18 protein-coding genes are annotated in these 25,002 nt (G+C 37.5%); 9 read left to right on the forward strand and 9 right to left on the reverse strand.

Annotated elements, in window-relative coordinates; genetic code table 11:
- Positions 1–388 precede the first annotated feature (388 nt).
- From LVD15_RS19295 to LVD15_RS19305, 3 genes are read right to left on the reverse strand one after another with little or no spacing between them, the layout of a single operon-like run.
- Positions 389–2,251, reverse strand: coding sequence for a beta-galactosidase (locus LVD15_RS19295; RefSeq protein ID WP_233776845.1), 1,863 nt, complete (start codon positions 2,249–2,251; stop codon positions 389–391).
- A 56-nt stretch (positions 2,252–2,307) separates the two neighbouring features.
- Positions 2,308–3,765: an alpha-L-fucosidase gene (locus LVD15_RS19300; protein WP_233776846.1), complete on the reverse strand. Its 1,458-nt coding sequence runs from the start codon at positions 3,763–3,765 to the stop codon at positions 2,308–2,310.
- Positions 3,766–3,772: 7 nt separating this feature from the next.
- Positions 3,773–5,182, reverse strand: coding sequence for an alpha-L-fucosidase (locus LVD15_RS19305; RefSeq protein ID WP_233776847.1), 1,410 nt, complete (start codon positions 5,180–5,182; stop codon positions 3,773–3,775).
- 187 nt (positions 5,183–5,369) lie between these two features.
- On the opposite strand from LVD15_RS19305, the gene LVD15_RS19310 reads away from it, so the two are divergent.
- Entirely contained in the window at positions 5,370–7,265 is a 1,896-nt protein-coding gene (locus LVD15_RS19310) for a beta-N-acetylhexosaminidase (RefSeq protein WP_233776848.1), read from the forward strand.
- A gap of 126 nt (positions 7,266–7,391) precedes the next feature.
- The gene (locus LVD15_RS19315) at positions 7,392–8,426 is read left to right on the forward strand and encodes an isoaspartyl peptidase/L-asparaginase family protein (RefSeq protein WP_233776849.1); all 1,035 of its coding nucleotides are present in this window, start codon (positions 7,392–7,394) and stop codon (positions 8,424–8,426) included.
- Positions 8,427–8,443: 17 nt separating this feature from the next.
- On the opposite strand, the gene LVD15_RS19320 is transcribed toward LVD15_RS19315, so the two are convergent.
- The 5 genes from LVD15_RS19320 to LVD15_RS19340 form a co-directional block, all read right to left on the reverse strand.
- A complete protein-coding gene (locus LVD15_RS19320) occupies positions 8,444–9,853 on the reverse strand; it encodes a M61 family metallopeptidase (RefSeq protein ID WP_233776850.1) in 1,410 nt (469 codons plus the stop codon).
- Between the two features lie 189 nt (positions 9,854–10,042).
- Positions 10,043–12,562, reverse strand: a complete 2,520-nt coding sequence (locus LVD15_RS19325; RefSeq protein WP_233776851.1) for a PAS domain-containing protein — start codon at positions 12,560–12,562, stop codon at positions 10,043–10,045.
- 101 nt (positions 12,563–12,663) lie between these two features.
- Positions 12,664–13,278 (reverse strand): hypothetical protein, encoded by a 615-nt coding sequence (locus LVD15_RS19330; protein ID WP_233776852.1) that lies wholly within the window; start codon positions 13,276–13,278, stop codon positions 12,664–12,666.
- A 218-nt stretch (positions 13,279–13,496) separates the two neighbouring features.
- Positions 13,497–14,408, reverse strand: a complete 912-nt coding sequence (locus LVD15_RS19335; RefSeq protein ID WP_233775934.1) for an IS1595 family transposase — start codon at positions 14,406–14,408, stop codon at positions 13,497–13,499.
- A 128-nt stretch (positions 14,409–14,536) separates the two neighbouring features.
- On the reverse strand, positions 14,537–16,021 hold the full coding sequence (locus tag LVD15_RS19340; protein ID WP_233776853.1) for a T9SS type A sorting domain-containing protein: 1,485 nt from the start codon (positions 16,019–16,021) through the stop codon (positions 14,537–14,539).
- A 784-nt stretch (positions 16,022–16,805) separates the two neighbouring features.
- Here LVD15_RS19340 and LVD15_RS19345 point away from each other — a divergent pair.
- The 7 genes from LVD15_RS19345 (at position 16,806) to LVD15_RS19375 (ending at position 23,626) form a co-directional block, all read left to right on the forward strand.
- On the forward strand, positions 16,806–17,483 hold the full coding sequence (locus tag LVD15_RS19345) for a TetR/AcrR family transcriptional regulator (protein ID WP_233776854.1): 678 nt from the start codon (positions 16,806–16,808) through the stop codon (positions 17,481–17,483).
- The gene (locus tag LVD15_RS19350) at positions 17,480–19,210 is read left to right on the forward strand and encodes a peptidase domain-containing ABC transporter (RefSeq protein ID WP_233776855.1); all 1,731 of its coding nucleotides are present in this window, start codon (positions 17,480–17,482) and stop codon (positions 19,208–19,210) included. Before LVD15_RS19345 ends, LVD15_RS19350 begins: the two co-directional genes overlap by 4 nt.
- Complete coding sequence (locus LVD15_RS19355; protein ID WP_233776856.1) at positions 19,203–20,585, forward strand: HlyD family secretion protein; 1,383 nt, start codon at positions 19,203–19,205, stop codon at positions 20,583–20,585. The genes LVD15_RS19350 and LVD15_RS19355 overlap by 8 nt, the downstream gene beginning before the upstream one ends.
- Positions 20,586–20,622: 37 nt before the next feature.
- Entirely contained in the window at positions 20,623–21,936 is a 1,314-nt protein-coding gene (locus tag LVD15_RS19360) for a TolC family protein (protein ID WP_233776857.1), read from the forward strand.
- Positions 21,937–22,920: 984 nt separating this feature from the next.
- Positions 22,921–23,094 carry a hypothetical protein gene (locus tag LVD15_RS19365; protein ID WP_233776858.1) on the forward strand — a complete coding sequence of 58 codons (174 nt, stop codon included), beginning with the start codon at positions 22,921–22,923 and terminating at the stop codon, positions 23,092–23,094.
- A 15-nt stretch (positions 23,095–23,109) separates the two neighbouring features.
- Positions 23,110–23,388, forward strand: a complete 279-nt coding sequence (locus tag LVD15_RS19370) for a hypothetical protein (protein WP_233776859.1) — start codon at positions 23,110–23,112, stop codon at positions 23,386–23,388.
- Complete coding sequence (locus tag LVD15_RS19375) at positions 23,381–23,626, forward strand: hypothetical protein (protein WP_233776860.1); 246 nt, start codon at positions 23,381–23,383, stop codon at positions 23,624–23,626. The genes LVD15_RS19370 and LVD15_RS19375 overlap by 8 nt, the downstream gene beginning before the upstream one ends.
- A 121-nt stretch (positions 23,627–23,747) precedes the next feature.
- Here the strand turns inward: LVD15_RS19375 and LVD15_RS19380 are convergent, their stop codons facing one another.
- Positions 23,748–24,986, reverse strand: a complete 1,239-nt coding sequence (locus tag LVD15_RS19380; protein WP_233775818.1) for an IS256 family transposase — start codon at positions 24,984–24,986, stop codon at positions 23,748–23,750.
- Positions 24,987–25,002: the final 16 nt, after the last annotated feature.

The raw sequence follows: 25,002 nt of genomic DNA on the forward strand, positions 1-25,002 counted from the left end.
TAAAATGTGATGTATTGTTTTGTCTTAATGATCTCGTTTAATAGAGCATAGAAGCTTCATTAGTGGGTGATGATTAGATTTATCATTTAGAGTAAATGACTTATTGTTAAGTGTGTAAGGAGTGTATTATTTTGGTGCTTTATTCTCTTACAAGAGATTAAAAGCATAAAAGAATTATTAGTTTACTAAAAGTGGAATACGTAAATAATGTTCTAAAGGATAAACTTCAGCTATACGATAGAAAGAGGGGGTTTATCGGTTGGATGCACTATCTGGTATAAGATTAGGGAATAGTATGGAGTAGATTGGGAAAAATGCAACAGCAAGAGGAGAGGGCTTGTAAAAGAACAAGCCTGTAATTATTTGCAGGCTTGTATCATTGGGTGGACTAATCTACTTTAAGATCAGTTAATATAGGTTCTTTTATTCCTGAAAGAGCTTTTTGTTCTGTGTCGTTAAGTTGTTCAAAAACAATTACTTTATTTTCTCCTTCATTTAACCAGCATCCTGGTACATATAATGTTTGCTGAGGGCCTACTTTCCAGTATCTGCCTAGGTTATGGCCATTAACAAATACTATACCTTTACCCCAATTTGTCATATCAAGGAAAGTGTCACCTGCTGTTTTTATGTTAAAAGTAGCTTCATAGATTACAGGTAAACCAGTTTTGGCTTCCTTCAGATTATCTAGTGAAGGTACTTCATCAAATGGAGCCTTATACATTTCCCAGTTACCAGTAATTTCATAATCATTAATAGTTACAGGGCTTATTATACCTTTTTTATTATGTACAATTTCGGCTCCGTAATTAATTCTCCCCATGTTTTCAACCAGGATTTCAAGAGTACCGTTGAAAGGCATGGATATGTTCATTTCATAGTTATTAAATACTCTATTTAATACGCCTTGCTTCTTGCCGTTAACGTATACCGTAGCAAAATCTCTAAGTCCTTCTATTTTCAACTTTCCGTTAATAGGCTGAGTAAATCTCTTTCTATATAAAACATAACCAGATTCTTGCATCAACTCTTCGTATGTGAGCGGAGTTTCTGATTTAACCGGCTTTTGTTTTTTGATATAACTGAGGGCATCAGCTGATTTTGAAATTTCTATAGATGGAATAGATATAACGGGTATCTGCTCAGGAATTTCAGGAACATCATATGAAACATACTCCTTCATCACTTCTCTGATGGCTTTGTATTTTGGTGTGGCCCATCCTGCTTCGCTAATAGGGGCATCATAGTCATAGCTGGTAAGATCAGGCTGAATATCATGCTCATCATTATAGTTAGCCCCGCTGGTGAAAGCGAAATTTGTGCCGCCATGAACCATATAGAAGTTAAAGTCAACGCCATTCTCTAAATAGGTTTTGGTCTGATTGGTGAGACTTTCTGACCCTATAGTAATGAAGTCTTCGGCCCAGTGATCTAACCACCCTGAATAAAATTCAGCTACCATATAAGGACCTTCATTATTATGATATTTATTTACCGCCTTTTTAAGGTTGTTAACATTGCCTTCTCCATTGGCAGTAGGTAATACTCCTTCAATCGCTCCTCCTTCGAATAACCAGCTGCCGTCAGAAGTAAAAAATGGCCCTTCAAAGCCTACTTCCTGAAGCATTTCATAGATCTTGGTTCTGTAAGCCAGGTGATCCTCGGCACTGATATCTTCTCTCTGAGATACATAAGAACCGAATTCATTTTCTACCTGGGTCATAATAATATTACCCCCTCTGCTCACTTGTAAATCAGCTACCTGCTCAGCCAGCTTGCCTAAGTATACCTTACAAGAGTCTAAGAATGCCTGATTGTTCGCTCTAATTTCAAGGTCAGGATTGTTTTGTAGCCAAAACGGATATCCTCCAAATTCCCATTCAGCACATACATATGGTCCTGGTCTCAAAATCACATAAAGCCCTTCTTCCTGAGCGGTTTTTATGTATTCTGCTAAGTTCTTATTACCAGTACTAAAATCCCATTTTCCAGGTTCTACTTCATGGTAGTTCCAAAAAACATAGGTTGCCACGGTATTAAGACCCATGGCTTTAATCATTCTTAATCTGTGTCTCCAATATTCTTTAGGAATACGGCTATAGTGCATTTCGCCACTATAGATATGGATAGGCTTTTTATTAACCTGAAAGCTTCCATCTTTAATTCTGAAAGCTTTTTTTCCTTGTGCATTGGTCTGGGTTATGGCCAGACCAATGAGCATTAAGAAAATAAGCGTTTTTAATTTCTTCATATATAACTAGTTTGAGATAGAGTAAATTGATAACCAATTACATCCATCACTTTGACTTAGTAAATTTCAACATTATTTATAACGGGACAGGCTTTACTATCTGTTATATTAATTTTGATTTTCTCTGTATCCACAGGCTCTTCAAGTCTTAAAATCCTTTTGTAACCGATGGTAGTAGCTTCAGCAACTTTCTCCCACTTGCCATTTAACCAAGCTTCTACATTGAATTCTTTTACACGTTGTCCTAATGGAATGTACTCTTGAATAGTAATGTATTTTACTTGTTGTGACTCTCCTAGATCAATTTCTAAAGAACCTGTCTTAACGGCATCATCGGTAGCCCAATAGGTGTCATAATTGTCATCTAGGGTTTGGTTGGCAGAGTAAGTATCATCTTCTCCTCGAACTGTAGATGCTGAGATAGAAGCGCCTTCTGTAAGGTCTTTAGCAAATTCTTTCTTAAGAAGTGCATCCCATCCTTTTAGTGAAGCAATGTCATTTTCATGAAATTGACCTCTTTTATCTGGAGGAACATTCAGTAATAGGGTAGAACCACGACCCACTGAAGTAAGGTAGATATCTAATAATTGCTCTGGCGTTTTTACAAGAGAATCTTCTTTGGCGTGATAAAACCAACCTGGTCTGATAGAAGTGTTGGCTTCTAAAGGCACCCAGTTTTTACCGTCTTCAGATCCTTTATTCAAAAGGTCTTGTATTCCAGCCATACCGGCATAAATGGAATCTGAAGATATAGTGTTCCAGTTAGTAAATCCAGCTCTTGCCAGCTCATTTCCTCCCCATCTTAAATCTGGGCCACCATCACTAAAGAACAGTACCTGAGGTTGTATTTCACGAACCATTTCCAGCGTTTTAGGCCAGTGATAGTATGTTTTACGGTCTATTTTTCTTTCTTCATTAGCTCCACCATAGTATCCGTCACCACCGTTTGCACCATCAAACCACATTTCGAATACATCTCCGTATGAAGTGAATAGTTCTTTTAATTGATTTCTGTAGTAAGTGACATAAGTAGAATCTCCATAATCTGCCCGGTTACGATCCCACGGAGAAACATAAACCCCAAACTTAAGTCCGTACTTTTTACAAGCGTCAGATACTTCTCTTACTATATCTCCTTCACCGTTTTTATAGGGGCTGTTAGCAATGTCATGCTCTGTGTATTCTGAAGGCCATAAGCAGAAACCATCATGATGTTTACAAGTAAGAATTACGCCTTTGAATCCTGTTTCTTTAAGCACTTTCACCCATTGATCAGCATCTAGGTCTGTAGGGTTGAATAGCTCAGGAGACTCATCTCCATAACCCCATTCTTTATCAGTAAAGGTGTTTATGGTAAAATGAATAAAAGCATTTTTTTCCATTTTGTGCCATGCCATCTGTTCAGCATCAGGCACTGGACCTACAGCTGCGGGCGGCGGAGCATCTTTTTTGCTTTTGCAGGCTACTATGGATAATGCTAATAGAGCTGCAACTAAAATCTTATTTCTTCTCATGCGATAATTAGTTTTCTGTATTAAATTCAAAGGCTAAAGCAGGGTAGGTGTCATTCTGACTGATGAATTTTTCAGGAACAGTAATTTCTACTTTTCCCTGGTTAAGTTTCCAACTCACCTTTTTGCCATTGCTAAGCATTTTTATTTTGCTGCCTTTTTTTGGAGTATTTCCTTCCCAGGTTACTGTGGTAGGAACCTTTTCTCCTTCAGGTATATTTACTATGGCGTATTTTTTACCTTCTTTATCTTCAGTGAAAAACACATTCTCGTAATTATAGGTAGGTGTTATTCTTGTGTTATAAATTGCCTTTCCGTTTTGATCTAACCAGTCACCAATTTTTGCCATTCGCTTCATGTCTTCTTCTCTCAACGTTCCATCTGGCTTAGGCCCAATTCCTAGTAATAGGCTACCACCTTTGGCTACAATTTCTACTAATGAATGAATGATTTTTGTAGATGATTTTAACTGATCATTAGGTACATAACCCCAATTGTTAGCCAGAGGAATGCAGCTTTCCCATGGGTTACTGATCTGATGGTCAGGAATGCTTCTTTCTGGTGTCTGATAGTTTTCATATGGACCATGAACTGTTCTGTCAACCACTAGCATTCCAGGCTGATTTTCTCTTGCCATAGCTGCTATCTTGGGTAAATCTATACTTTGCTCTCCATTTCTTACCATTCTACCAGGTCTTACCCAGCCACCATCTAACCACAATATATCTATGCTGCCATAGTCAGAAGTAAGTTCTTCTACTTGATTATAAGCAAACTGCTTGTATTTATTCCAACGCTCAGGATGAGCAGCAAGGTTATAGTTCACATTACGATCCCAAGAACCATATTTATCCCACCAGAAGTACTGTGAGTGCCAATCAGGCTTGGAGAAATATGCTCCAATCATCATGCCTTCGTTACGAAAAGCTTCAAACACATATTTAGCTACGTTAGCTTTGGGGTGGTCTGCAAAAGGACCATTAGTGATTTTGAAATCGGTTTGCTGAGTATCAAACATATTGAAGCCATCATGGTGCTTGGTGGTGAATACTACGTATTTCATACCAGCATCTTTAGCGGCTTCTGCCCATTTTTCAGGAGCAAAGTTTACAGGGTTAAACTCTTTGCTAAGTCCCCAATACCATTCTTTAAACTCACAGTAGCTCATAGAATCTTTACGATTGATCCAGTCTTCTGAGGTGAGCTCCCATGACTCTACCATGCCACCTTGTGCATATAAACCCCAGTGAATGATCATGCCGAACTTCTGATCTTGCCATTTATCCAGCTTGGCAAGTACCTTAGGATCTTCAGGCCAGTCGTATTCTGTAGACATACCATGTAAATTATTTTCCTGTGCGTTTACCCATACGGGAGCGCTCAGAAGAAAGAGAAGCATTAACGCTATATTCTTGCTCATAAATATTACCTTTAGTTTGAATGTATGATTGGACTCTTACTTACAATCTTAAATAAAAATCTTTAATTTTGGAAAATGTGTGCGCAAACATTTGTAAATTGCTCACAAGATATTAACATGTTTTCAGGAAATGACAGTTTTTAGGTTATTATCCTGATGTTTTAATCAACCCTTTAAAAAGAAAGAAATGAGAAATCACTTTTTACAACTTTTAATTTGGGCGGTGATATTCACAAGTGTCAGTTGTTCAACTTCCGTGCCGAAGGAAGAAGAATATAACTCCCCAATCAGTATTATTCCTGAGCCTGTTAGTTTAGAACAGGGAAAGGGAGCTCTTATTATTAATGAAAATACAAAGCTTTTATTTGCTAAAGATGATGAAGAGGCACAGAAAATAGCAGAATCTTTTGCTGATCAATTTAGTGCAGCATCAGGTATTAGCTTGGCTGTTGAAGAGAGTGCGGAAGGAAAAGTTGAAGGTGGTATCCTATTTAGCGTAAATGAAAACCTTGACGTACCTGAAGAAGGGTATGAGCTTAAAGTAGATGATGCAGGTGTTTCAATTGTAGGAAAAGACCATGCAGGGCTTTTTTATGGTATGCAGACATTAAAGCAATTACTGCCCCCTGCCATAGAAAGCACAGAAAAAGTAGAAGGCGAAAAGTGGTTAGTGCCATTGGTTTCTATTCAGGACTATCCGAGGTATAAATGGAGAGGTTTACATTTAGATGTATCCAGACATTTCAGTACGGTAGACTTTGTGAAAAAGTATATTGATAACATGGCTATGCACAAGCTCAATACTTTTCACTGGCATTTAACTGATGATCAGGGCTGGAGAATAGAGATCAAAAAATATCCTAAACTAACAGAAATAGGAGCTTATAGAGATGAGACTTTAGTAGGTCATGCTGGTTCTACAGAGTTTGACGGGAAAAGATATGGAGGTTTTTATACTCAGGAAGAAATTAAAGAAGTAGTGGCATATGCTCAGGAGAGACATATCACTGTGGTGCCAGAGATAGAACTACCCGGACATGCTACAGCCGCCGTGGCTTCTTATCCTGAATTAGGAGTTACAGGCAATAGGCCTAAAGTAGTTACCGAGTGGGGAGTATTCCTGGATATTTATGGTGTTCAGGATGAAACATTTGAGTTCTTACAAGATGTGCTTACCGAGGTAATGGAGCTTTTCCCAAGCAAATACATACACATAGGCGGAGATGAAGCATGGAAAGATCAGTGGAAAGCATCAGCAGAGGTACAAGAAAAAATTAAAGAGTTAGGTCTGAAAGATGAGCATGAATTACAAAGTTGGTTTATTACCAGAATAGAGCAGTTTGTGAATTCAAAAGGTCGTCAGATCATTGGCTGGGACGAAATATTAGAAGGAGGTTTAGCGCCTAATGCCGCTGTTATGTCATGGAGAGGTGAAGAAGGTGGTATTGCTGCTGCTAAGGAAAAGCATAATGTAGTGATGACTCCCGGAGGTTATGTGTATTTTGACCACTATCAGGGAGATCCTCAATTTGAACCATTACAAATTTCTGGATATACAACACTTGAAAGAGTGTACTCTTATGATCCTACCCCAGAGGTGCTTTCACCAGAAGAGCAAAAATATATTTTAGGAGCTCAGGCTAATGTATGGTCAGAGTATCTGCCTACATCAGAAATGGTAGAGTATGTGGTGTTCCCAAGATTAGCAGCTTTGTCTGAAGTGCTTTGGACTCCGTTAGAGAATAAAGATTGGGAAGCTTTCAAAGAAAAAATTCCTAATCAGTTGAAAAGGTATGATTACAGAGGAATTAATTATTCTAAAAGTATCTACTATGTTACTTATGACGTAGAGGATAAGGCCGGTACAGAGAAGCTAGTGGTTTCATTGAAAAACCAATTTGGACTCTCTAAAATGTACTATACTACAGATGGCTCAGAGCCTACCAAAGAGTCTTCTTTATATGAAGGTCCTCTATATCTTGATGAAGGAACTACTTTGAAGGCAGTAGCCATTCAAGATGGAGAGCCAATGTCTAAAGTGACTGAAATTACGGTAGAAAAGCCCAAAGAAGAGGAGAAGTAATAAATTAAAAATTGTGAATTAGAAACAAGGTAGGTGTAATGGAAGCCATTACTTTTGATGCCACCTTGTTTCTTTTATTTTTATTTCTGAATTATATTAAACTCCAAAATTAACCTAAGACAACACATGAAAAATAATAGAAGAGACTTTCTTAAGAAGTCTTCACTGGGAATAGGATTAGCCGGAGCAGGCTTTATGCCACTAGCCTGTAATTCTGAGAAAAAAGATAGCGCAGAAGGTGCTGCAGCCGCAGCCACCACTGAAAATGCAACCAGTGATTCTAAAGTAAAAAAGCCTGTAGTAATATCTACCTGGAACCATGGTATGCCTGCAAATGCTGCTGCCTGGAAGCTGTTGAAAGAAGGAGGCAATGCTCTTGATGCCGTAGAAGCGGGGGTAAGAGTACCTGAGAGTGACCCTGAAGTACGTACGGTAGGCTTAGGAGGATATCCTGATAGAGAAGGAAAAGTGACCCTTGATGCTTGTATCATGGATCAGCATAGTAATTGCGGATCTGTCGCTTTCTTGCAGGATATTGTCAATCCCATATCTGTTGCCAGAAAAGTGATGGAGGAGACTCCGCACGTAATGCTGGTAGGCGAAGGGGCACTTCAGTTTGCAGTGGAGCAAGGTTTCGAAAGAACTAATCTGCTTACGGAAGCTTCAAAAAAGGACTATGAAAATTGGTTGAAAGAGTCTAAATATCAACCAGCAATCAATATTGAAAACCATGATACCATCGGTATGCTGGCCTTAGACGAGCAAGGTAATCTATCCGGAGCTTGTACTACCAGCGGCGCATCTTACAAAATGCATGGTAGGGTAGGAGACTCTCCTATAATAGGTGCAGGCCTTTTTGTAGATAATGAAGTAGGAGGTGCTTGTGCTACCGGACTCGGTGAGGCAGTAATTAGAGTTTCAGGAAGTGCTATGGTGGTAGAAATGATGAGGCAGGGCGCTAGTCCTCAGGAAGCTTGTAAAACCATTGTAGAGCGTATTTATAAGAAGTTGAAGGATGTTGAAAACTTACAAGTAGGATTTTTGGCCTTAGATAAAAATGGAAATTATGGAGGTTATGCCATTCATAAAGGCTTCAACTATGCCATATATTCTAATACAGTAAATAACGAATTGATCGACGCCACAAGTATGTTTAGTTGATCTAATTTGATATTCAATTATAGAATTTGCTTGAAAGAGGCCTGTTTTAGGCCTCTTTTTTTTATAATATCTGCGATGGTGGGATTATTCTGCCCATCATAATGTAATGCTCTAATGCATTTTCTATTTGTTGTTTTGGCAGGTAGTGAGATGCTACTTTTAAGAAGTCCTTTGTAGTTAACTCTCTGTCTTTTTTTAAGTCCTCTTTCTAGTAGGCCTCTCATAAAATGTTGGTAGGTCTTATCTTCATCTTTTAATAAGGAAAGTTGCTTGTTTATATAAGCTGCAAACAACGCGCCTCTCTGGTATGGCAATCTTTCATAGTCATGATTATCCCAGAAGTGTTCTAATATTTCACTGTTTGCTATAGTGTTTGTTGGGTTACTTAGTAATTCTCGATAGGTGTCTGAAAGGGTGTTTTTTAAGTCCATTTCAGTAATTAGTCCGCTTTTTTTAAGTAAAAGCCATGTATTGTAATCAGTAAAGCCTTCATTAAACCATTGGTTTTCATTGCTCATGGAGAGATAACTGGAGCCGGTAAATCTGTGCATAATCTCATGAGATACAGTAAAAAGGACTTCGTTATTGGCCAGTATAGTGTCACCGGAATATTTTATATGGAAACCATTATTAAAAGCAGTTCCTGATACTTGATGATTGTCAATGTCCAAGAAAGGAGATGCAATTAGTGAGTACACTTTTTCATTTGTGTTGCCCCAAAATTCTGATATTGAAGGCATAAAAGCCTCAAAGTAGTTCATGAACCGATTGAAATTGTATGATTCTTCAGATTCCGTTCGTAGAACTATATAATTTTTGGTGGTACCCGTCATCCGTTCTTCTATATGTAAATTAGAGGCACCACAAACTAAAGCATCCATTCCTTTGGTCAGGCTAATGGTCACTTCCTGTTCAGGTTGCAGCTCTGGAGCGAAGCTGAAAAACAGAGGAAAAGCAGGTTCATTGATGTATTTTACGGACATTTTCATTTTATCGTATGCTCTCTTATAAACTTTTGGCTTTAGAAATAAAGAGTGGGACAAAGAGAAGAAATACGAGTCTGTGATGATTGGCCTAAACATTTCACCTACTACTTTTTGCTCAGGAGTATGGGTGTCAATGATATCATATTGTATAGAAACCGGTTCTTTGGTGCTGTGTATGAAGGTGATGGTGCTATTAGCAGAATCGATTTCAAATTTCACGCTAGCCTGAAGTTTTATAAGGCCTTTTAGTAAATCACTCATGCCTCCATAATACTTATTGCCATATTCAAAAGTGGTACTTCCTTTGGATTTAGGCTTGTATATCAGAGAAACATGCATGACGTTGGCATCCATGTCAAAAGTGTAATCCAAGTCAGCTTGAGCGGCTGCTGTTGATAGTGAAATAACTAAAAAAAATAGGGTACTCTTGATGAGCTTCATAGGTTTATTATGCTAAAAAATGGTTTGGGTTTAATCTTTAAATATAAGCTTTTAAAGTGGTTTATAGAAGGAGCATTTCATGTTTCTAATAAGGGTGAAATTATATTTAATCATTAAGATACAATAAAAAATGAGGCCGTCTCCAAAGTGTTCTTTTAGATGCGGCCTCATCAAGTAAACCATTAAATATTACTTGCCTTTTCTTGCCATTACTAGTTCGGTAATGTCACGTGAGTAATTAGCTACTCCTATTATGTTATCTTGTAAATCTTTAATAGGACAGTAGTAATTATAAATGTGAACAGCACCTTTTTCAGTATTGTAATCAATAGTAAAATCGATATTTTCACCTTTAAAAACTCTACTGATGATTCCTTTAATTTGATTTTTTTGACCTTCAGTTTGCTGCATGTCTATGAAGCTTTTTCCAGCTTCAGCTTTATTTCCATTTCGTACTAATATTTCCTGGAAAGGCTCATTGAAAAGGATAATGGTTCCAGCTTTATCCATAGTAAATAAAGGGTCAGGAATCACATTCATTACTTCTTTAAGATACTTTTCATTTTTCTGTACCTCTTTCATGATACGTTCCATCTCTTCTTGGGTAGCGGCAAGCTCTTCCATATTCTGTCTTAGCTCTTCTTCTTGCGCCCTAACTTCTTCTGCTTGCTCTTGTGTTTCTGCCAGCAGTTCGTTTTGTTTCATTCGGGCTACTTCGGCATCTGTAATATTTTTAGCGAATATTGAAGTGGCTACAATATCTCCATCTGTATTCTTAATGGGGCTATACATTACATTGAAGTAGTCCGTTTGCTTACCCATGATTTTTTCCACTTTGATCTCTATCATTTCACCTGCCAAGGATTTTTTAATAACAGACATATGTCCTTCTACTTCTTCTTTTTCAAAGATAGCATTGATAGGAGTTCCTTTTTCTATGTTTACACCCAGTTCTCTCCAAGCTTCATAAAAAGCTTTGTTAAAAGTGACTACCTGTAAATTTTTATCTACCGTAAAAACATGATCAGTGGTAGAGTCTATTACATCAGACATAAACTGCCTGTTGTCTTGCACTTCTTTAAGTATTCTCTCAACCTCTTCTTGTGTGGCAGAAAGTTCTTCCATATTCTGTCTTAGTTCTTCTTCCTGAGCCTTCATTTCTTCAGCTTGCTCCTGAGTTTCAGCCAATAGCTTCTTTTGCTGCATGTTAGCGACTTCTTCATCGGTAACATCTTTAGCAAATACCGCCGCAGCTACTACTTCTCCCTCTTGATTTTTTATTGTGTTATAAATAAGGCTAAAGTAGTGCTTTTTACCTGCTATAATCTTGTCGGTTTTAATCTCTGTGGCAATACCTTCATGTGCTTTTTTGATTAACTCGAGGTGTTTGTCTCGCTCGTCATCCTCAAAGAACTGGGCTATAGGCATTCCTTTTTTCAACTCAACACCCTGACTCTCCCATACTTTTTGAAATACACTGTTGTATATAAGTAGGTTGAAGTTTTTATCCACTGTGTAAATGGTGTCTGTAGAAGCATTAATCAAGTCATTCATAAATTGTTGACTGTCTTGTACTTCTTTTAGAATCCGCTCTATTTCTTCTTGTGTAGCAGAAAGTTCTTCCATGTTTTGACGCATTTCTTCTTCCTGCGCCTTCATTTCTTCTGCTTGTTGCTGAAGCTCTTCATGCGCCAGCTTGGTGTTAGTTACGTTTATGGCCAGCTTCAATACACTCTGAGCTTCTCCTTTATTATCTTTTATAACAGAATAGCTGCCTTGTATGTATACTTTCTTGCCATTTTTTCCATAGCGTACGTATTCACCATTATGAATTTTTCCTTTATTCAGATCACTCCAAAATTGAGCGTACTCAGGAGAGTCTCCATATTCTTTGTCTACAAATATTCTGTGGTGTTTACCTTCTATCTCATCCATGGTGTATCCCATCATGGTAAGGAAGTTGTCATTGGCGTTGCGAATAATGCCGTCAAGGTCAAATTCTATGGAAGCAATACCACTCTCATCTACAGCAGCCATTCGGCTTTCAACCTCACTGCTTTTTCGGGAAATCTCTTCCTGAGTAGCTTGAAGCTCTTCCATATTTTGTCTCATTTCCTCTTCTTGAGACTTAAGCTGTTCGGCTTGCTGTTGCGTTTCTTCAAGTAGGGTTTTTGTAGTCTCGTTTATTTGAGCGGTAGAAATTACTGATGCAATGCTTTCTGCCAATTTCTCTACAAACTCTATTTGATAATCTTTAAGCGTGTGGAAAGAAGCTAATTCTATTACGCCAAAAATATCCTCCTGTACTTTTAAGGGTACAATAAGAATGCAAGTAGGAGGGGCTGTTCCTAAACCAGAAGTAATGTTTACATATGCTTTAGGTACCTCTTTTAAGAAAATAGTGTTGCCCTCAACCCAGCACTGACCTACCAGGCCTTCTCCTTTAGTGATTTGCTTTTGCATGAACTTCTTCCGTTCATATGCATAGGCAGATTTTAGTTCCAAATGCTGATTGGCCGCTTCTCCCTCTATAACAAACAAAAAGCCCTGATTAACATTTAGGTAGCTAACCAGTTTGCTTATGATGCGCTCAGACAAGCTGTTGAGGTTGTTATCCGTTCTAAGAATTTCTCCGAACTCAGCAATACCTGTGTTCACCCAGTTACGCCTTTCATTATCTTCCAGGTTCGATAAAATTTGTTCTTTCATCTTCGAAAGCGTGAAAGCCAATTTATCTTCTTGAATGTCCAGATCTAATTCATGCTTAAAGTCGCCAGATGAAATGGCTTCTACATAAGAGGTGAGTTTTTCTATTCTCTCTCTTCTTCAGTACTTAGTTTTTGGCTACTTATAGCTGAGGCCTTTTCATTTTCTTTATAGACACTATATACTAAAATGCCCATTATAATAAATAGAAGTAATTCTGCTATGATGAGTACCACTGTCCATACTACTATAGATGACTCAAGGTTCTCAGCTGTTTCATCCAACAAAGTGCTCAGACTATTTAATGTCTTTACCAGTTTGGCTGCTTTATCTTCTATTAGAGCGGAGTTAAAAGCTACGTTCTCTGAAAATTGATCGTTTAACTCTTTAGATTCTGCCCAGGCTCTTTTTAATAAGCGATGAGTAGAGATGTCTTTAATATAAAAAGCATCCTTTTCTTCATAAGATGCTTTTAGAATTTCATGTGCTTTTTCAAATAGTTCAGCTTGTTTAAAAGCTTGCGTTTCGTCCTGGAGTTTTTCAAGCTCCAACCTTCCTTCTGATATGTTATTCCTGGCGGCATCTACACTCTCGGCTAATTGTAAATTAGACTGTTGTTTTCTGATATTACCGAGTTGATATTGAAAACCTAAAAAACCGATAACTAACCCTAAAATCAGAATCCCACCAAGGCCTTTGAAGTAATTATTTTTATTCATATAAAAAATGGTAGTGTTTGATATATATATAAATACGAAAAAAAATGCCAGAAAAGAAAGTGTTGATCTTAAGCTATTTAGGGATTCTGCGAAAGGGAAAAAGTCTCATTTTAGGAATTTAATTCCAGATACTGTATTAAAATAATATTTGATAAAAATTCTATGCCATAAAATGCTTTTATTTTCTAGGACATATAATAATTTATGATTATCCGTAATTAGTCATATGCTGTAATGTTAGCTATAACGAGCCTATCAAAGAGCTTATCACCAAAGTATCGTCTATTGAGTTTGTAAACAAACTCATCGAGATACAATTGAAGGTACTTTCCTTTAATCTTATGGTAGTTCCCTAGAAATGTTCTTTTGGCATTGCTAATGGTGATATGCACCCATTTAAGTGTCTCGTTAGTGGTTTGCTTATTAGATTTCTCAGTAATGTGAAGCTCTATATAATCAGCAATGTTAACATAGGAAGTGCTTTGGTCTGAAAAAACAATACTTTGTTCATCAATGGATGATTGTAATACATGATCTACTTCCTGTGAACTGTGGCCTTTAAGTACTTTAGCTTTGAAATAACGACATTGGCGTTCTTTTTTTCCTGTTTCCAAGTCTTCTAAAGGAGTAGATTCAGCCATTACTGCTACATTTTGTTTTCCTGCCGCTCCTCTACCTCTTTTCCCTTTATTCTTCTCGATCTCAGTTGATTCCACTGTAAAATAGCCCTCATCCATCTCAATCATTCCCTCTAAAGTGTATCTGGAATCTCGATTTCCCATGGCTTTTCTCAGTTTATGAACCATTGCCCATACGGGCTCATATCGTTTCAATCCCAATTGCTTCTGAATCTCCTTGCTGGAAAAACCTTTTTTGGTAACACTCATTAAAAACATTGTTTTGTACCAAACCAGAAAAGAAAGGTTAGAGTCTTGCATGATCGTGCCGCTACGTAAAGAAGTTCTACTTCGGCAAGCTTTACACTCATAGCTCCATCGGCTTTTTATCCAATAATGCTGATCATGACCGCAACGGTGACATATAACTCCTAACTTGTCTCGTTCTCCTTTAAAATGCTCTCTGCATGATTGTTCATCACTGAAGTGGGTAGTGAAACTGAATATATCCATACACTAATTTAATACTTTTTTTACATTATGGGTAATTACGGATAATCATATAATAATTAGTACTGGAATAAGTAAATCAGGAAATGAGCTTTATTTATTACTGATAAGTGGTATGGCAAAAGAAAAAATTAAAGGATAAGGAATTTAGATTTATAGGTAGAATTGTTTGCCTGAATATTTACCAAATAAACTCCCGGGCTTAGATCATTAATTGAGATTCTATTGTTTTTAAATCCACTTTGGATAAGTGTTTTGCCTTGCATGTTTACTATTTCATAAGTACCATTGCTAAGCGCCATGTTTTTAATGGTAATATATGAAATGGCAAATGTTACAGGGTTAGGTGATAGTATGATGGTTTCATTGGTATTGTTGCTTTCTGGAGCAATCATTTTTATGTCTAAAACTTTCTGATTGCCGTCAAAATCTGTTTGTGAAAGCTGATAGTAGGTTCTTACCATTCCAAAGTTTGTGTCTACCCATGAATATTCAGTCTGGGTTTCTTTACTCCCGGCTCCATTAATAGTGGCTAATGGTGTAAAAGTCTCTCCATCAAAGGATCGACTGATGGTGTAGTAATCATTGTTAATTTCAGAGGCGGAAGTCCATTGATTTAAAACTTGACTACCTGATAAAGTGGCTGTGTATTTAATTAATGAAACTGGGAGAGGAGTGCATCCGGTGCCGCAGCATCCATCAGGGCAATCGCCTCCATTTACACCGTTAAAAGGATCGTTGATGTCGCCATCATACCTAATAGTGCCATCACCAAAATCCATTGAACCTGCCTGATCATTATTAATATCATTACCAATATCTAATAGTCCACCATCGCTTATATCTACATTGCTGCCATAATCATTGTTAAAATCATTACCCACTGTTAATGTACCTCCGTTAATATTAACAATACCTCTAGTCACCTCACCACCTTGCGGGTTGATTCCATTATTAAAATCACCGGCAACATAAAAGGAAGCTCCATCTTCAATATTAAAATCTGCCTGAAAGTCATTATTAATATCTCCACCCACATTTATGCTAGTGCCTTGGCCTTCTGCAGTGAATTTAGATCCATCTTCTGTTTGTAAATCTCCAGAAACTGTTGCTGTACTGCCATTAGAAAATTCCATTTTGGCATGAAATCCATTAAATAAAACTGTTGTGGTGTTTGGTAGCTCTAGGCTGGAATTATCAAAAGTGGTTTCGGCTTCATCCATATTAGTAAAACTGCCATTAACTAGTAAAGCAGATTCGTTGATGAATTTGGCTTTCGCTTTATTATAGATTGTCATTTTTCCACCAACCGTTAAAGTAGTATGATCTAAGTCAAGGTTGCTGCCATCTGGGCCGATAAAACCAAAGTCTAGTCCTACTTCAATTTCACTATTTTTTACTTTTAAGCTGGTTTGTGATGCTGTTTTGAAATGGCCAGTGGTTTTAATGGAAGAATTATCAATTCTTAAAGAGCCTGTTTGCGTATTGTCTACAAAATCTCCACCAATGTTAATTTGGGAATCATCTATATCCAGTCCGCCGTGATATCCTGTGTTAAAATTATTTGTAACATTTAATGTAGTCTGATCAAGGCCTAAGGTAATATCATTTCCCATAGAAACAGAATTGACGTTCATCACTCCACCAGAAATAGTAATGTTTGTACTGCCACTATTTCTAAGCTGGCCACCAACGGTAATAGATGCGCCTGCTTCTATAACCAGGTTTCCGCTAAGCGTGAAGTCTCCAGATATAATAATGTGAGAACCGGAAGGTATAATACAAGCTCCGGAGTGGTAACAGATCCATTTACATCAGAGGAAGGGCATTGGGCAAAGGCAAAGTGTGATGTGAATGAAATGATAAATAATAAGGCATAATGTCTTAAATAAGGCATGAGTAATGTAATTAAAGCCAAAAAATTCAGGTTGTAGTTTAAATAATATTGCTAGATACAAAAATGACGCGGGAGGGCTTAAAATAATTATGTGAATGGGTGTTAAATTGAGTAATCGGATGTTAAGGTATGTTGAATGGAATTGATTAAAAATTAAACAAAATATAATAATATAAGATTGTTAATATATTTAGATTAATAGTGTTATGTAATTTGTAATTGTAATTAATAAATAAAATATATTGAATTTATAATCTTGTAGATATGTGTCATATTAACGTTATTGCCACTAAAATGGTGTTGTTTAGTCAACTTTTTTACGGTTATCTTCTGATTGTGAGATGCTAATAACTGTTTATGCAAATTTTCAACTAATTATGAACGTCGCTTATATTAATAGTGCATGGTTCATGTAAGTTTTGATTGTTTTATGAGTTTTAGGTAACTTTTTTTAAAGTCGATCGTTTTACTTACTATTGTAATAGTATTACTATCATTTTGATATGAAAGACTTGCGAATTGAGATTCAGGTTAACTCTTGTACTTATTTAAAGGACCCACTGTCTAGTACATTAGGCAAGAAGATTATCTCTGGAAGTATAGATTTGATTAATAATCTGGGCTTTGAAAGCTTTACCTTTAAAAAGCTGGCCTTGAGGATTGGTTCCACGGAGGCTTCTATTTATAGGTATTTTGAGAGTAAACATAAGTTGCTTTTGTATCTCACCTCATGGTACTGGGCGTGGATGGAATACAGGCTGGTGTTTCTTCTGGCTAATATTTCATCACCCATAAAAAAGTTAGATCTTTCGCTTGAAGCGCTAACTGAAGAGGTGAAAGAAGACAAAAGTATTTCGCATATTAATGAGCGAAAGTTATATAAGATTGTTATTAATGAATCTGCTAAGGCTTATTATACTAAAGAGGTAGATAAGGAGAATAAGGACGGTGTTTTCCTCGGATTAAAGAACTTGGTGGATCGGGTTAGTGACATTATTTTGGAAATAGATCCTCAATATCCATTTCCGCATATGTTGGTCTCTACAGTAATTGAGGGAGGGCATCATCAACGCTATTTTGCTGAACATTTCCCCAGACTTACTGATACGGTGGGGCAGGGAGATGCTATTACTCAGTTTTATAAAGATTTAGTCTTTGGAGCATTGAAAATTAATTTATGAAAGAAAATACATCTACACTTACACCTACACAGCGGTTTTGGAGGTTACTAAAACCAGATAGAAAAGAGATAAAGAACGTTTATCTGTATTCTATATTTAATGGGTTGGTAAGCTTGTCACTTCCGTTAGGAATTCAGGCTATTGTAAACTTTATCCAAGGGGGGCAGATAAGCACTTCATGGGTGGTTCTTGTGTTTTTGGTAGTATTGGGTATAGCTGTTTCTGGTGTACTTCAGATTTATCAATTAAGGATTACGGAGAATCTTCAGCAGAAGATATTTTCAAGAGCGGCTTTTGAGTTTGCTTATAGAATGCCCAGAACCAAGATGGAAAGCTTGTACAAGCACTATGCTCCTGAATTGATGAATCGCTTTTTTGATATTATATCGGTACAAAAAGGCCTTTCTAAAATATTAATAGACTTTTCTGTAGCGTTGCTCAATGTTGTGTTCGGTCTCTTATTACTTTCATTTTACCATTCATTCTTTATTCTGTTTAGCGTTATTTTGGTTATTCTGGTAGTCGTGATTATCCGGTTTACGGGTAAAAAAGGTATGGCAACTAGTTTAAAAGAGTCGAAATATAAGTATAAGGTAGCTTACTGGTTAGAGGAGCTGGCAAGAACTAACACTACTTTTAAGTTGGTAGGTAATACAGATTTGCCTTTAGAAAAAGTGGATACGCATGTAAGCAATTATCTGGAATCTAGAGAGAATCACTTTAAGATTTTAGTTCAGCAGTATTCGTTAATGGTGGTTTTTAAAGTATTGGTAGCCACAGGCTTATTAGCCATAGGCGGAGTACTGGTCATGGAGCAGCAGATGAATATAGGTCAGTTTATTGCCGCTGAGATTATTATTCTTACCGTAATGGTGGCTGTGGAGAAATTAATCAGAAGCCTTGAGACTATTTATGATGTTTTAACTTCTCTGGAAAAAATAGCTCAGGTTACAGACATGGAGCTGGAAAAAACCGAAGGCGTAGACTTTACTAAAGAAGTGAATGGTAACGGACTGTCCTTAGATTTGGAAAAAGTCACTTTTGCTTATCCTGATCAACAAAATCCCGTATTGCAAGACGTGAATTTATCAATAGAATCAGGAGAAAGGGTAGTGATAAGTGGAGATAATAATTCTGGCAAACGGACTTTGCTGTATGTTATTGCGGGTCTTTATAAGGTGCAAAAAGGCACAATAGCCTATCAGGGGTTGCCGATTGGTAACTTGAATATAAGTTCGCTAAGAACAGTATTTGGTGATTATTTGTCACAAGAGCAGTTGTTTGAAGGTACTGTAATGGAAAATATTACTATGGGCCGAAAGAACGTAAGCTTTGAAGAGGTGAAGTGGGCCATAAAAAATCTTAATCTGGAAGAATTTATAAAGGGACTTTCAAAAGGATATGACACTGAGCTAGATGCGCAAGGAAATAAGCTGCCAGGCAGTATCGCTCAAAAGTTATTGCTAGCCAGAAGTATTGTGGGTAATCCTAAGTTGTTGATTTTAGAAGATCTGTATATGCACTTAGATGAAGAGGAGTATAGAAGAGTGATTGATTTTCTCATAGATAAAAGTCATCCGTGGACTTTGGTGGCCATTTCTTCCGAATATTACTTTACCAGTAAGTCTGATAAGGTAATAATCATGGAAAACGGAAAAGTGAGTAAAAGTGGAAAGTACACTGAATTAAAATCATTTTTAAACCTTAAAAACAACGGCCATGCTTAATATTTCTGTTAATAGTGTAAGAGATAAAATTGACCGTACTAAGTACAGTGCTCTTAATCTGGTAGAGAATAAGGTATCTGGTAGGGTGTTTTTAAGGATTATTAGTTTTACGCTGATTGCTGTGGTAATCATCATGTTTTTTCCATGGACTCAGAATATTAACTCAGGCGGTAATGTAACTGCCCTGCGGCCTGATCAAAGACCACAGACTATTCATTCTATAATAGCAGGTAGAATAGAAAAGTGGTACGTGCAGGAGGGGGATTTTGTGGCGAAAGGAGATACTATTCTTTTCATTTCAGAGGTAAAAGATAATTATTTTGATCCGCAATTGCTTTCAAGAACTCAGGAGCAGCTAAAAGCCAAAGAAATGGCGGTGAAGTCTTATATGGAAAAGGTTAAAGCTCTTGATAATCAGATAGATGCTTTAGCTACTACCAGTGATCTTAAGTTGGAGCAAGCTAAAAACAAATTAAAGCAAGCCCACTTAAAAGTACAGAGTGATAGTATTGGCTACGAAGCGGCTATAACTAATTATAACATTGCCAAAGAGCAGTATGGAAGACAAGAGCAGTTATATAATGATGGCTTGAAATCGCTGACGGATCTGGAAAAGCGTAAGCTGACTTTACAAAAGGCACAAGCGGATATGATTTCTTATGAGAACAAGTTGCTATCAAGCAAAAATGATGTGATTAATGCGAAAGTGGAGCTAACTTCTATAAGAACTAAATACAGGGAGAGCATAGCTAAAGCGGAATCAGATAAGTATTCGGCTATGTCTAATATGTATGATGCGGAGACTACCGTATCAAAACTGCAAAATCAATACATGAACTATTCAGTGAGAACGGGCATGTACTATATCACCGCTCCACAAAATGGCTATGTAACAAAGGCCATTCAAACGGGGATTGGTGAGACGATAAAGGAGGGGGCCAGTATTGTGAGTATAATGCCATCTGATTATACTTTGGCGGTAGAAATGTATGTTCGGCCTATTGATTTACCATTATTGGAAAAGGGACAACCAGTACGTATTCAGTTCGATGGCTGGCCGGCAGTAGTTTTTTCCGGATGGCCGAATACCAGTTATGGTACTTATGGTGGTAAAGTGTATGCCATAGATAATTTTATAAGTCCAAATGGTAAATACAGAGTGCTGGTAGAGCCAGACCCCGAAGATCATGAATGGCCTAAAGCGATAAGGGTAGGAGCAGGAACCAGAAATATGGTTTTACTGAAAGACGTGCCTATCTGGTATGAATTATGGCGACAAATCAACGGCTTCCCACCAGATTATTATAAAGCTAATCAGTCTGGTGCAGGCACAAGCGACAAGTCGTCAAAGGCTTCAGATAAATCAAAAAAATAGAAAACAGTCAATTATAAATATAAGCGCTAAATAGCTTATGAGCATAGTGAAGAAAGTAACCTGTATGTCTTTCATGCTGATGGTATTCATGATTACTATCAGTGAAGGGCAACAACAAAATATTGATTCAGCTACACTTACGCTGGAAGATTTTTTAGATATAGTTAGAACTAACCATCCAGTGGCTATTCAGGCTAATTTGCAGCCAGAGAAAGGAGAAGCAACTGTACGTCAGGCTCGCGGCGGGTTTGACCCGAAAGCAGCGGCGAAGGTGTCTGAAAAATACTTTAAAGATTATACGTATTACAGTAAAAACGACGTAGGCCTTAAGGTGCCTACCTGGTTTGGTATTGAGGCGAAGGCTGGCTATGAAGAAAATAAGGGTACTTATCTTAATCCTGAAAACAGCACTTCAGGAGCGGGCTTATGGTATGCCGGAGTATCTGTGCCAGTAGGAAAAGGTCTTTTTATAGATAAACGAAGAGCCGAGTTACGACAGGCACAAGTTTATCAGCAGAGCTCAGAAGCTGAAAGAAGATCTATGCTTAATGACTTGCAATACGAAGCAGGAAAGGCGTATTGGGAGTGGTTTAAATCATATCATAGCCTTAAGGTATATGTAGAGGGGCTGCAATTGGCCACTGAGAGATTTCTGGCTGTGAAGCAAAGTGTGAAGTATGGAGATAAGCCTGCCATAGATACTTTGGAGGCCTCTATACAGGTGCAAAACAGGCAATTATCATTACAGCAGGCGCGACTGGATTATTTGAATTCAACGGCATTGCTGTCTATATACTTATGGGCCGAAGGTGTGGTGCCACTTGAGTTGGATGAGTATACCGTTCCATCAGATTTAAGCGAAATTTCCGCTTTAGATGTCAACCTTGAATATAGAGATAGGATCAGTGAAATGGTAAATGCGCACCCTAAACTTCAGCTATATGAGTATAAAATTGCTGATTTGGATATACAGCAAAGGCTGAAAAGGGAGAATTTGAAACCCGAGCTTAACCTCAACTATAATGCTTTAAATGAAGCTATGGGATCAGATCCTACCGCAGGTTATAGTATGAATAATTACAAATGGGGGCTCGAATTTAGTTTTCCTATATTTTTAAGAAAAGAAAGAGGTGCATTGCAGCTGGCTGACTTGAAGATTAGAGAAGCTCAACTTTCCTTTACTCAGCAAAATGCACAGCTGATATATAAAGCCAACACAGCGTTAAATGCCTGGGATAACACCTTTGACCAGGCCAATACCTACGAGCAAACCGTAGAGAACTACAACCAACTGCTAACAGGAGAAAGAAAAAAAATACCAGGCAGGAGAGAGCTCACTATTTTTAGTTAACTACAGAGAAATGAGCTATATCAATGCCCGAATCAAATGGGTAGAACTGATCAGCAAGAACCGAAAAGCCAAAGTAGAAGCAGAGTATTCTTTGGGGCTTTTAGGTACAGGGATAGAAGAATAATTCCTTAGTATTTTGTAGTCTTTAACTAAGAACTTTCAAATGATCATTAGGGTTCATGACACGATTTTAAGACGTGTATCGTCGGTTTTAACTGTCGCTTGATTGTTGCCACTTGGCAACTATTTCCGATGCCTCGGGCTCGTTAAGTAAATATAATTTTCAATAGCTTTGCTTAAAATTAGATTAAGTCATGCCTGCCGCCGTCTTTTCAGTGTTTGGGTTTAGGAAATGTGGTGCAATATCGGCCAGTGGACTAAAGGAAAGTGATCACTCGAAGTGTGCCGAGCGATTGCAAGTGACTCCAAATAATTAGTTTATGAAAGCAAGATATAGGTCTGTAATTAAATTTATATTTCTAATCCCATTAATTACTACCTTAGGTTTGGTTTTAAAGATGAATTTACAATGGGAGGCAGGTATATACGCGTATACAGTCATTCTAGGAACATTGATATCAGGACTTATTGTATATGCTTTATTAATTTATTTGTTTAAATAATTTCTGAATTGGGGCTGTCTCGTCCAAAAATAAGCTTCGACTAGCCCAAACTGGCGCAAGTGTCCACTTGTGCCTATTTTGTTTTCAGTTATCTAGTTGTTCGTAGTCTGCAACTACGAGCTTTCAAATGATCAGGAGTGTCTCTGACACGGTATTAAAATATCCTTTCTGCTCAGCCAGCAGTACTGATCATTAATTCCCCGGCTGTCCACTCCGTTACGGTTGGAATGACGGTTTGATGTTGATTTATCCTTCCAAGAACTGGTTTTTGCGAATACAGCAAAGCGTAATGAAGCCATCTCGAAGTTACTTTTACAGTCCATTTCAGCCTGGGTTCCATAGCCTAATTATCTTTCCTTTTTTGCAATCGATCAAAAAATTAACAAAAAATCAAGGTGATTTTCTCTATTTGATGGTACCTGATTTTATCTATATTTACGCCTCTAACGAAGACCAGCAAGATATGGATGTTTATTTTGATGACCTTAAAGTAACCCATACCCTCGGTAACGTAGTATCAGGGGCAGATTTCTAACCCTTTGGTTTAATCATGACAGAAAGAAATATTACTCGCGAGAAATTTAGATACGGCTACTTCTTTTTTTATAGTCCTACCGGTACATATGCTCTTGAAACAGAATTACTAGTTATTCAACATTACGAAGGATTACCAGATAGAATTGATTATTCTCCTGATTTTGTTCTCACAAAAGAGATAGTAGATAGACATTGGCAAGGGGGATCAGGAGAAGATTTATATGTTAATCAAGCAAATATCCAATTACCAGGTGTAACAACCAAAGATTTTAATTCTATGGGCTATGAGTAATACAGGTCAGGTGTATGGTACACTTGATATGACATTGCTCAACCCTAAAACAGGAACGGTTAAGTTAGGCTATAGAAACCCAAATGTTAGTCCAAACGGGTTGGTAATGGATAGATACGATTTTACTTATGATGGCAGAAAGTTTCGTGATTTTGCTACGTGGGTTGGTAAACCCTCAGGTAAAGGAAATGCATTTGATATTCACGGTTATGGAGTGTCGAAAATTCCCGTGAAATAATTAGAGTAGGTAATGAAAAATAAATGGATTTTTATTTTAGCAATTTCAGCCATAGTGTGGGGAGTGTTAGCTCATCTCTGTCTGCTTCCCTCCCAGGAGCTAGCCCCTGGGAGGGAATTTTTTATTTTTTGGTTTGACTGGTTTTTAGTTCCAGTTCCAATCTTCCCTCAAATCTAATGGCTAATTGCTGCACCGTCAAACCCCAATTCCGCAAAGGTGAAGTCCATTTTTTCTCAATACGTCTGCAAACTAAGTAAACTAATTTCATCAAGGCCATATCACTGGTAAATGCTCCCTTACTCTTGGTAACTTTTCTTACTTGTCTATGAAAGCCCTCCACTGGATTTGTAGTGTATATTAACTTTCTTATGGGTTTACTGTAATCGAAATAAGTGCTAAGTAGTTCCCAGTTATCATTCCAAGATCGTATCACCACAGGATATTTCTTTCCCCATTTTTCTTCCAGTTCTAATAAAGCAGTCTCTGCCTGATCTTTTGTGTCTGCTTGATAAACTAATTTAAGATCTTGTATAAACACTTTCTGTTCTTTACTGGCTACATATTTCAAGCTATTTCGAATCTGATGAACTACACAAAGTTGAACATCTGTTTGTGGGTAGATGGAGTGTATCGCTTCACTAAAACCTTTCAAGTTATCAGTGCAGGCTATCAAAATATCTTTCAAGCCTCTATTTTGTAGCTCAGTAAGTATCTGAAGCCAAAAATTAGCTCCTTCGCTTTCTGATAGGTACATGCCCAATATCTCCTTGTTGCCCTGCTTATTGATCCCTAAAATATTATAAAGGGCTTTATGCTTCACCTTACCTTCATCTCGCACCTTGAAATGCATGGCATCTAGCCAAACAATACAATAGACCGATTCTAATGGCCTATTTTGCCACTCCTTTACTTTAGGGATCACTCGGTCTGTGATATCACTTAACACCTCTGTTGATATATTTGTGTCATACATCTCCTTGATGTGCTCTTGAATATCTCTCAAACTATTACCTAGCCCATACATGGCTATTATTTGCTTCTCAAGATTGTCTGCCAGTATACGCTGGCGTTTCTCTACTATTCTTGGCTCAAAGCTGCTATGACGATCTTGAGGAGTATTTATCTCAACGTCTCCTAAACTACTCTTAACTGTTTTCTGGCCTTTGCCATTGCGCTTATTGCCATGAGAGCGTCCTTTTTCTTCACTGGATAGGTGATCCTCCATTTCTGCTTCCAGAGCTTCTTCTAAGAACTCCTTCAACATGGGGCTGAAAGCCCCATCCTTACCAAATAGAGATTCTCCTTTTAAAAATTGTTTAAGTGCTTTTTCCTTTAATTCTTCTTTCTCTTGTTTGTTCATTGCTCTTTAGTCTAAA

The organism is Fulvivirga maritima, from assembly GCF_021389955.1.
GTDB classification, from domain to species: Bacteria; Bacteroidota; Bacteroidia; order Cytophagales; family Cyclobacteriaceae; genus Fulvivirga; species Fulvivirga maritima.

What these genes read in the sequence shown, in the direction of transcription:
- LVD15_RS19380 (WP_233775818.1), bottom strand. Translation starts at nt 24,986, where the DNA reads ATGAACAAACAAGAGAAAGAAGAATTAAAGGAAAAAGCACTTAAACAA.
- LVD15_RS19295 (WP_233776845.1), bottom strand. Translation starts at nt 2,251, where the DNA reads ATGAAGAAATTAAAAACGCTTATTTTCTTAATGCTCATTGGTCTGGCC.
- LVD15_RS19320 (WP_233776850.1), bottom strand. Translation starts at nt 9,853, where the DNA reads ATGAAGCTCATCAAGAGTACCCTATTTTTTTTAGTTATTTCACTATCA.
- LVD15_RS19345 (WP_233776854.1), top strand. Translation starts at nt 16,806, where the DNA reads ATGAAAGACTTGCGAATTGAGATTCAGGTTAACTCTTGTACTTATTTA.
- LVD15_RS19315 (WP_233776849.1), top strand. Translation starts at nt 7,392, where the DNA reads ATGAAAAATAATAGAAGAGACTTTCTTAAGAAGTCTTCACTGGGAATA.
- LVD15_RS19340 (WP_233776853.1), bottom strand. Translation starts at nt 16,021, where the DNA reads ATGGGAAATGATATTACCTTAGGCCTTGATCAGACTACATTAAATGTT.
- LVD15_RS19335 (WP_233775934.1), bottom strand. Translation starts at nt 14,408, where the DNA reads ATGGATATATTCAGTTTCACTACCCACTTCAGTGATGAACAATCATGC.
- LVD15_RS19360 (WP_233776857.1), top strand. Translation starts at nt 20,623, where the DNA reads ATGAGCATAGTGAAGAAAGTAACCTGTATGTCTTTCATGCTGATGGTA.
- LVD15_RS19310 (WP_233776848.1), top strand. Translation starts at nt 5,370, where the DNA reads ATGAGAAATCACTTTTTACAACTTTTAATTTGGGCGGTGATATTCACA.
- LVD15_RS19355 (WP_233776856.1), top strand. Translation starts at nt 19,203, where the DNA reads ATGCTTAATATTTCTGTTAATAGTGTAAGAGATAAAATTGACCGTACT.
- LVD15_RS19375 (WP_233776860.1), top strand. Translation starts at nt 23,381, where the DNA reads ATGAGTAATACAGGTCAGGTGTATGGTACACTTGATATGACATTGCTC.
- LVD15_RS19350 (WP_233776855.1), top strand. Translation starts at nt 17,480, where the DNA reads ATGAAAGAAAATACATCTACACTTACACCTACACAGCGGTTTTGGAGG.
- LVD15_RS19330 (WP_233776852.1), bottom strand. Translation starts at nt 13,278, where the DNA reads ATGAATAAAAATAATTACTTCAAAGGCCTTGGTGGGATTCTGATTTTA.
- LVD15_RS19300 (WP_233776846.1), bottom strand. Translation starts at nt 3,765, where the DNA reads ATGAGAAGAAATAAGATTTTAGTTGCAGCTCTATTAGCATTATCCATA.
- LVD15_RS19305 (WP_233776847.1), bottom strand. Translation starts at nt 5,182, where the DNA reads ATGAGCAAGAATATAGCGTTAATGCTTCTCTTTCTTCTGAGCGCTCCC.
- LVD15_RS19370 (WP_233776859.1), top strand. Translation starts at nt 23,110, where the DNA reads ATGACAGAAAGAAATATTACTCGCGAGAAATTTAGATACGGCTACTTC.
- LVD15_RS19325 (WP_233776851.1), bottom strand. Translation starts at nt 12,562, where the DNA reads ATGAAAGAACAAATTTTATCGAACCTGGAAGATAATGAAAGGCGTAAC.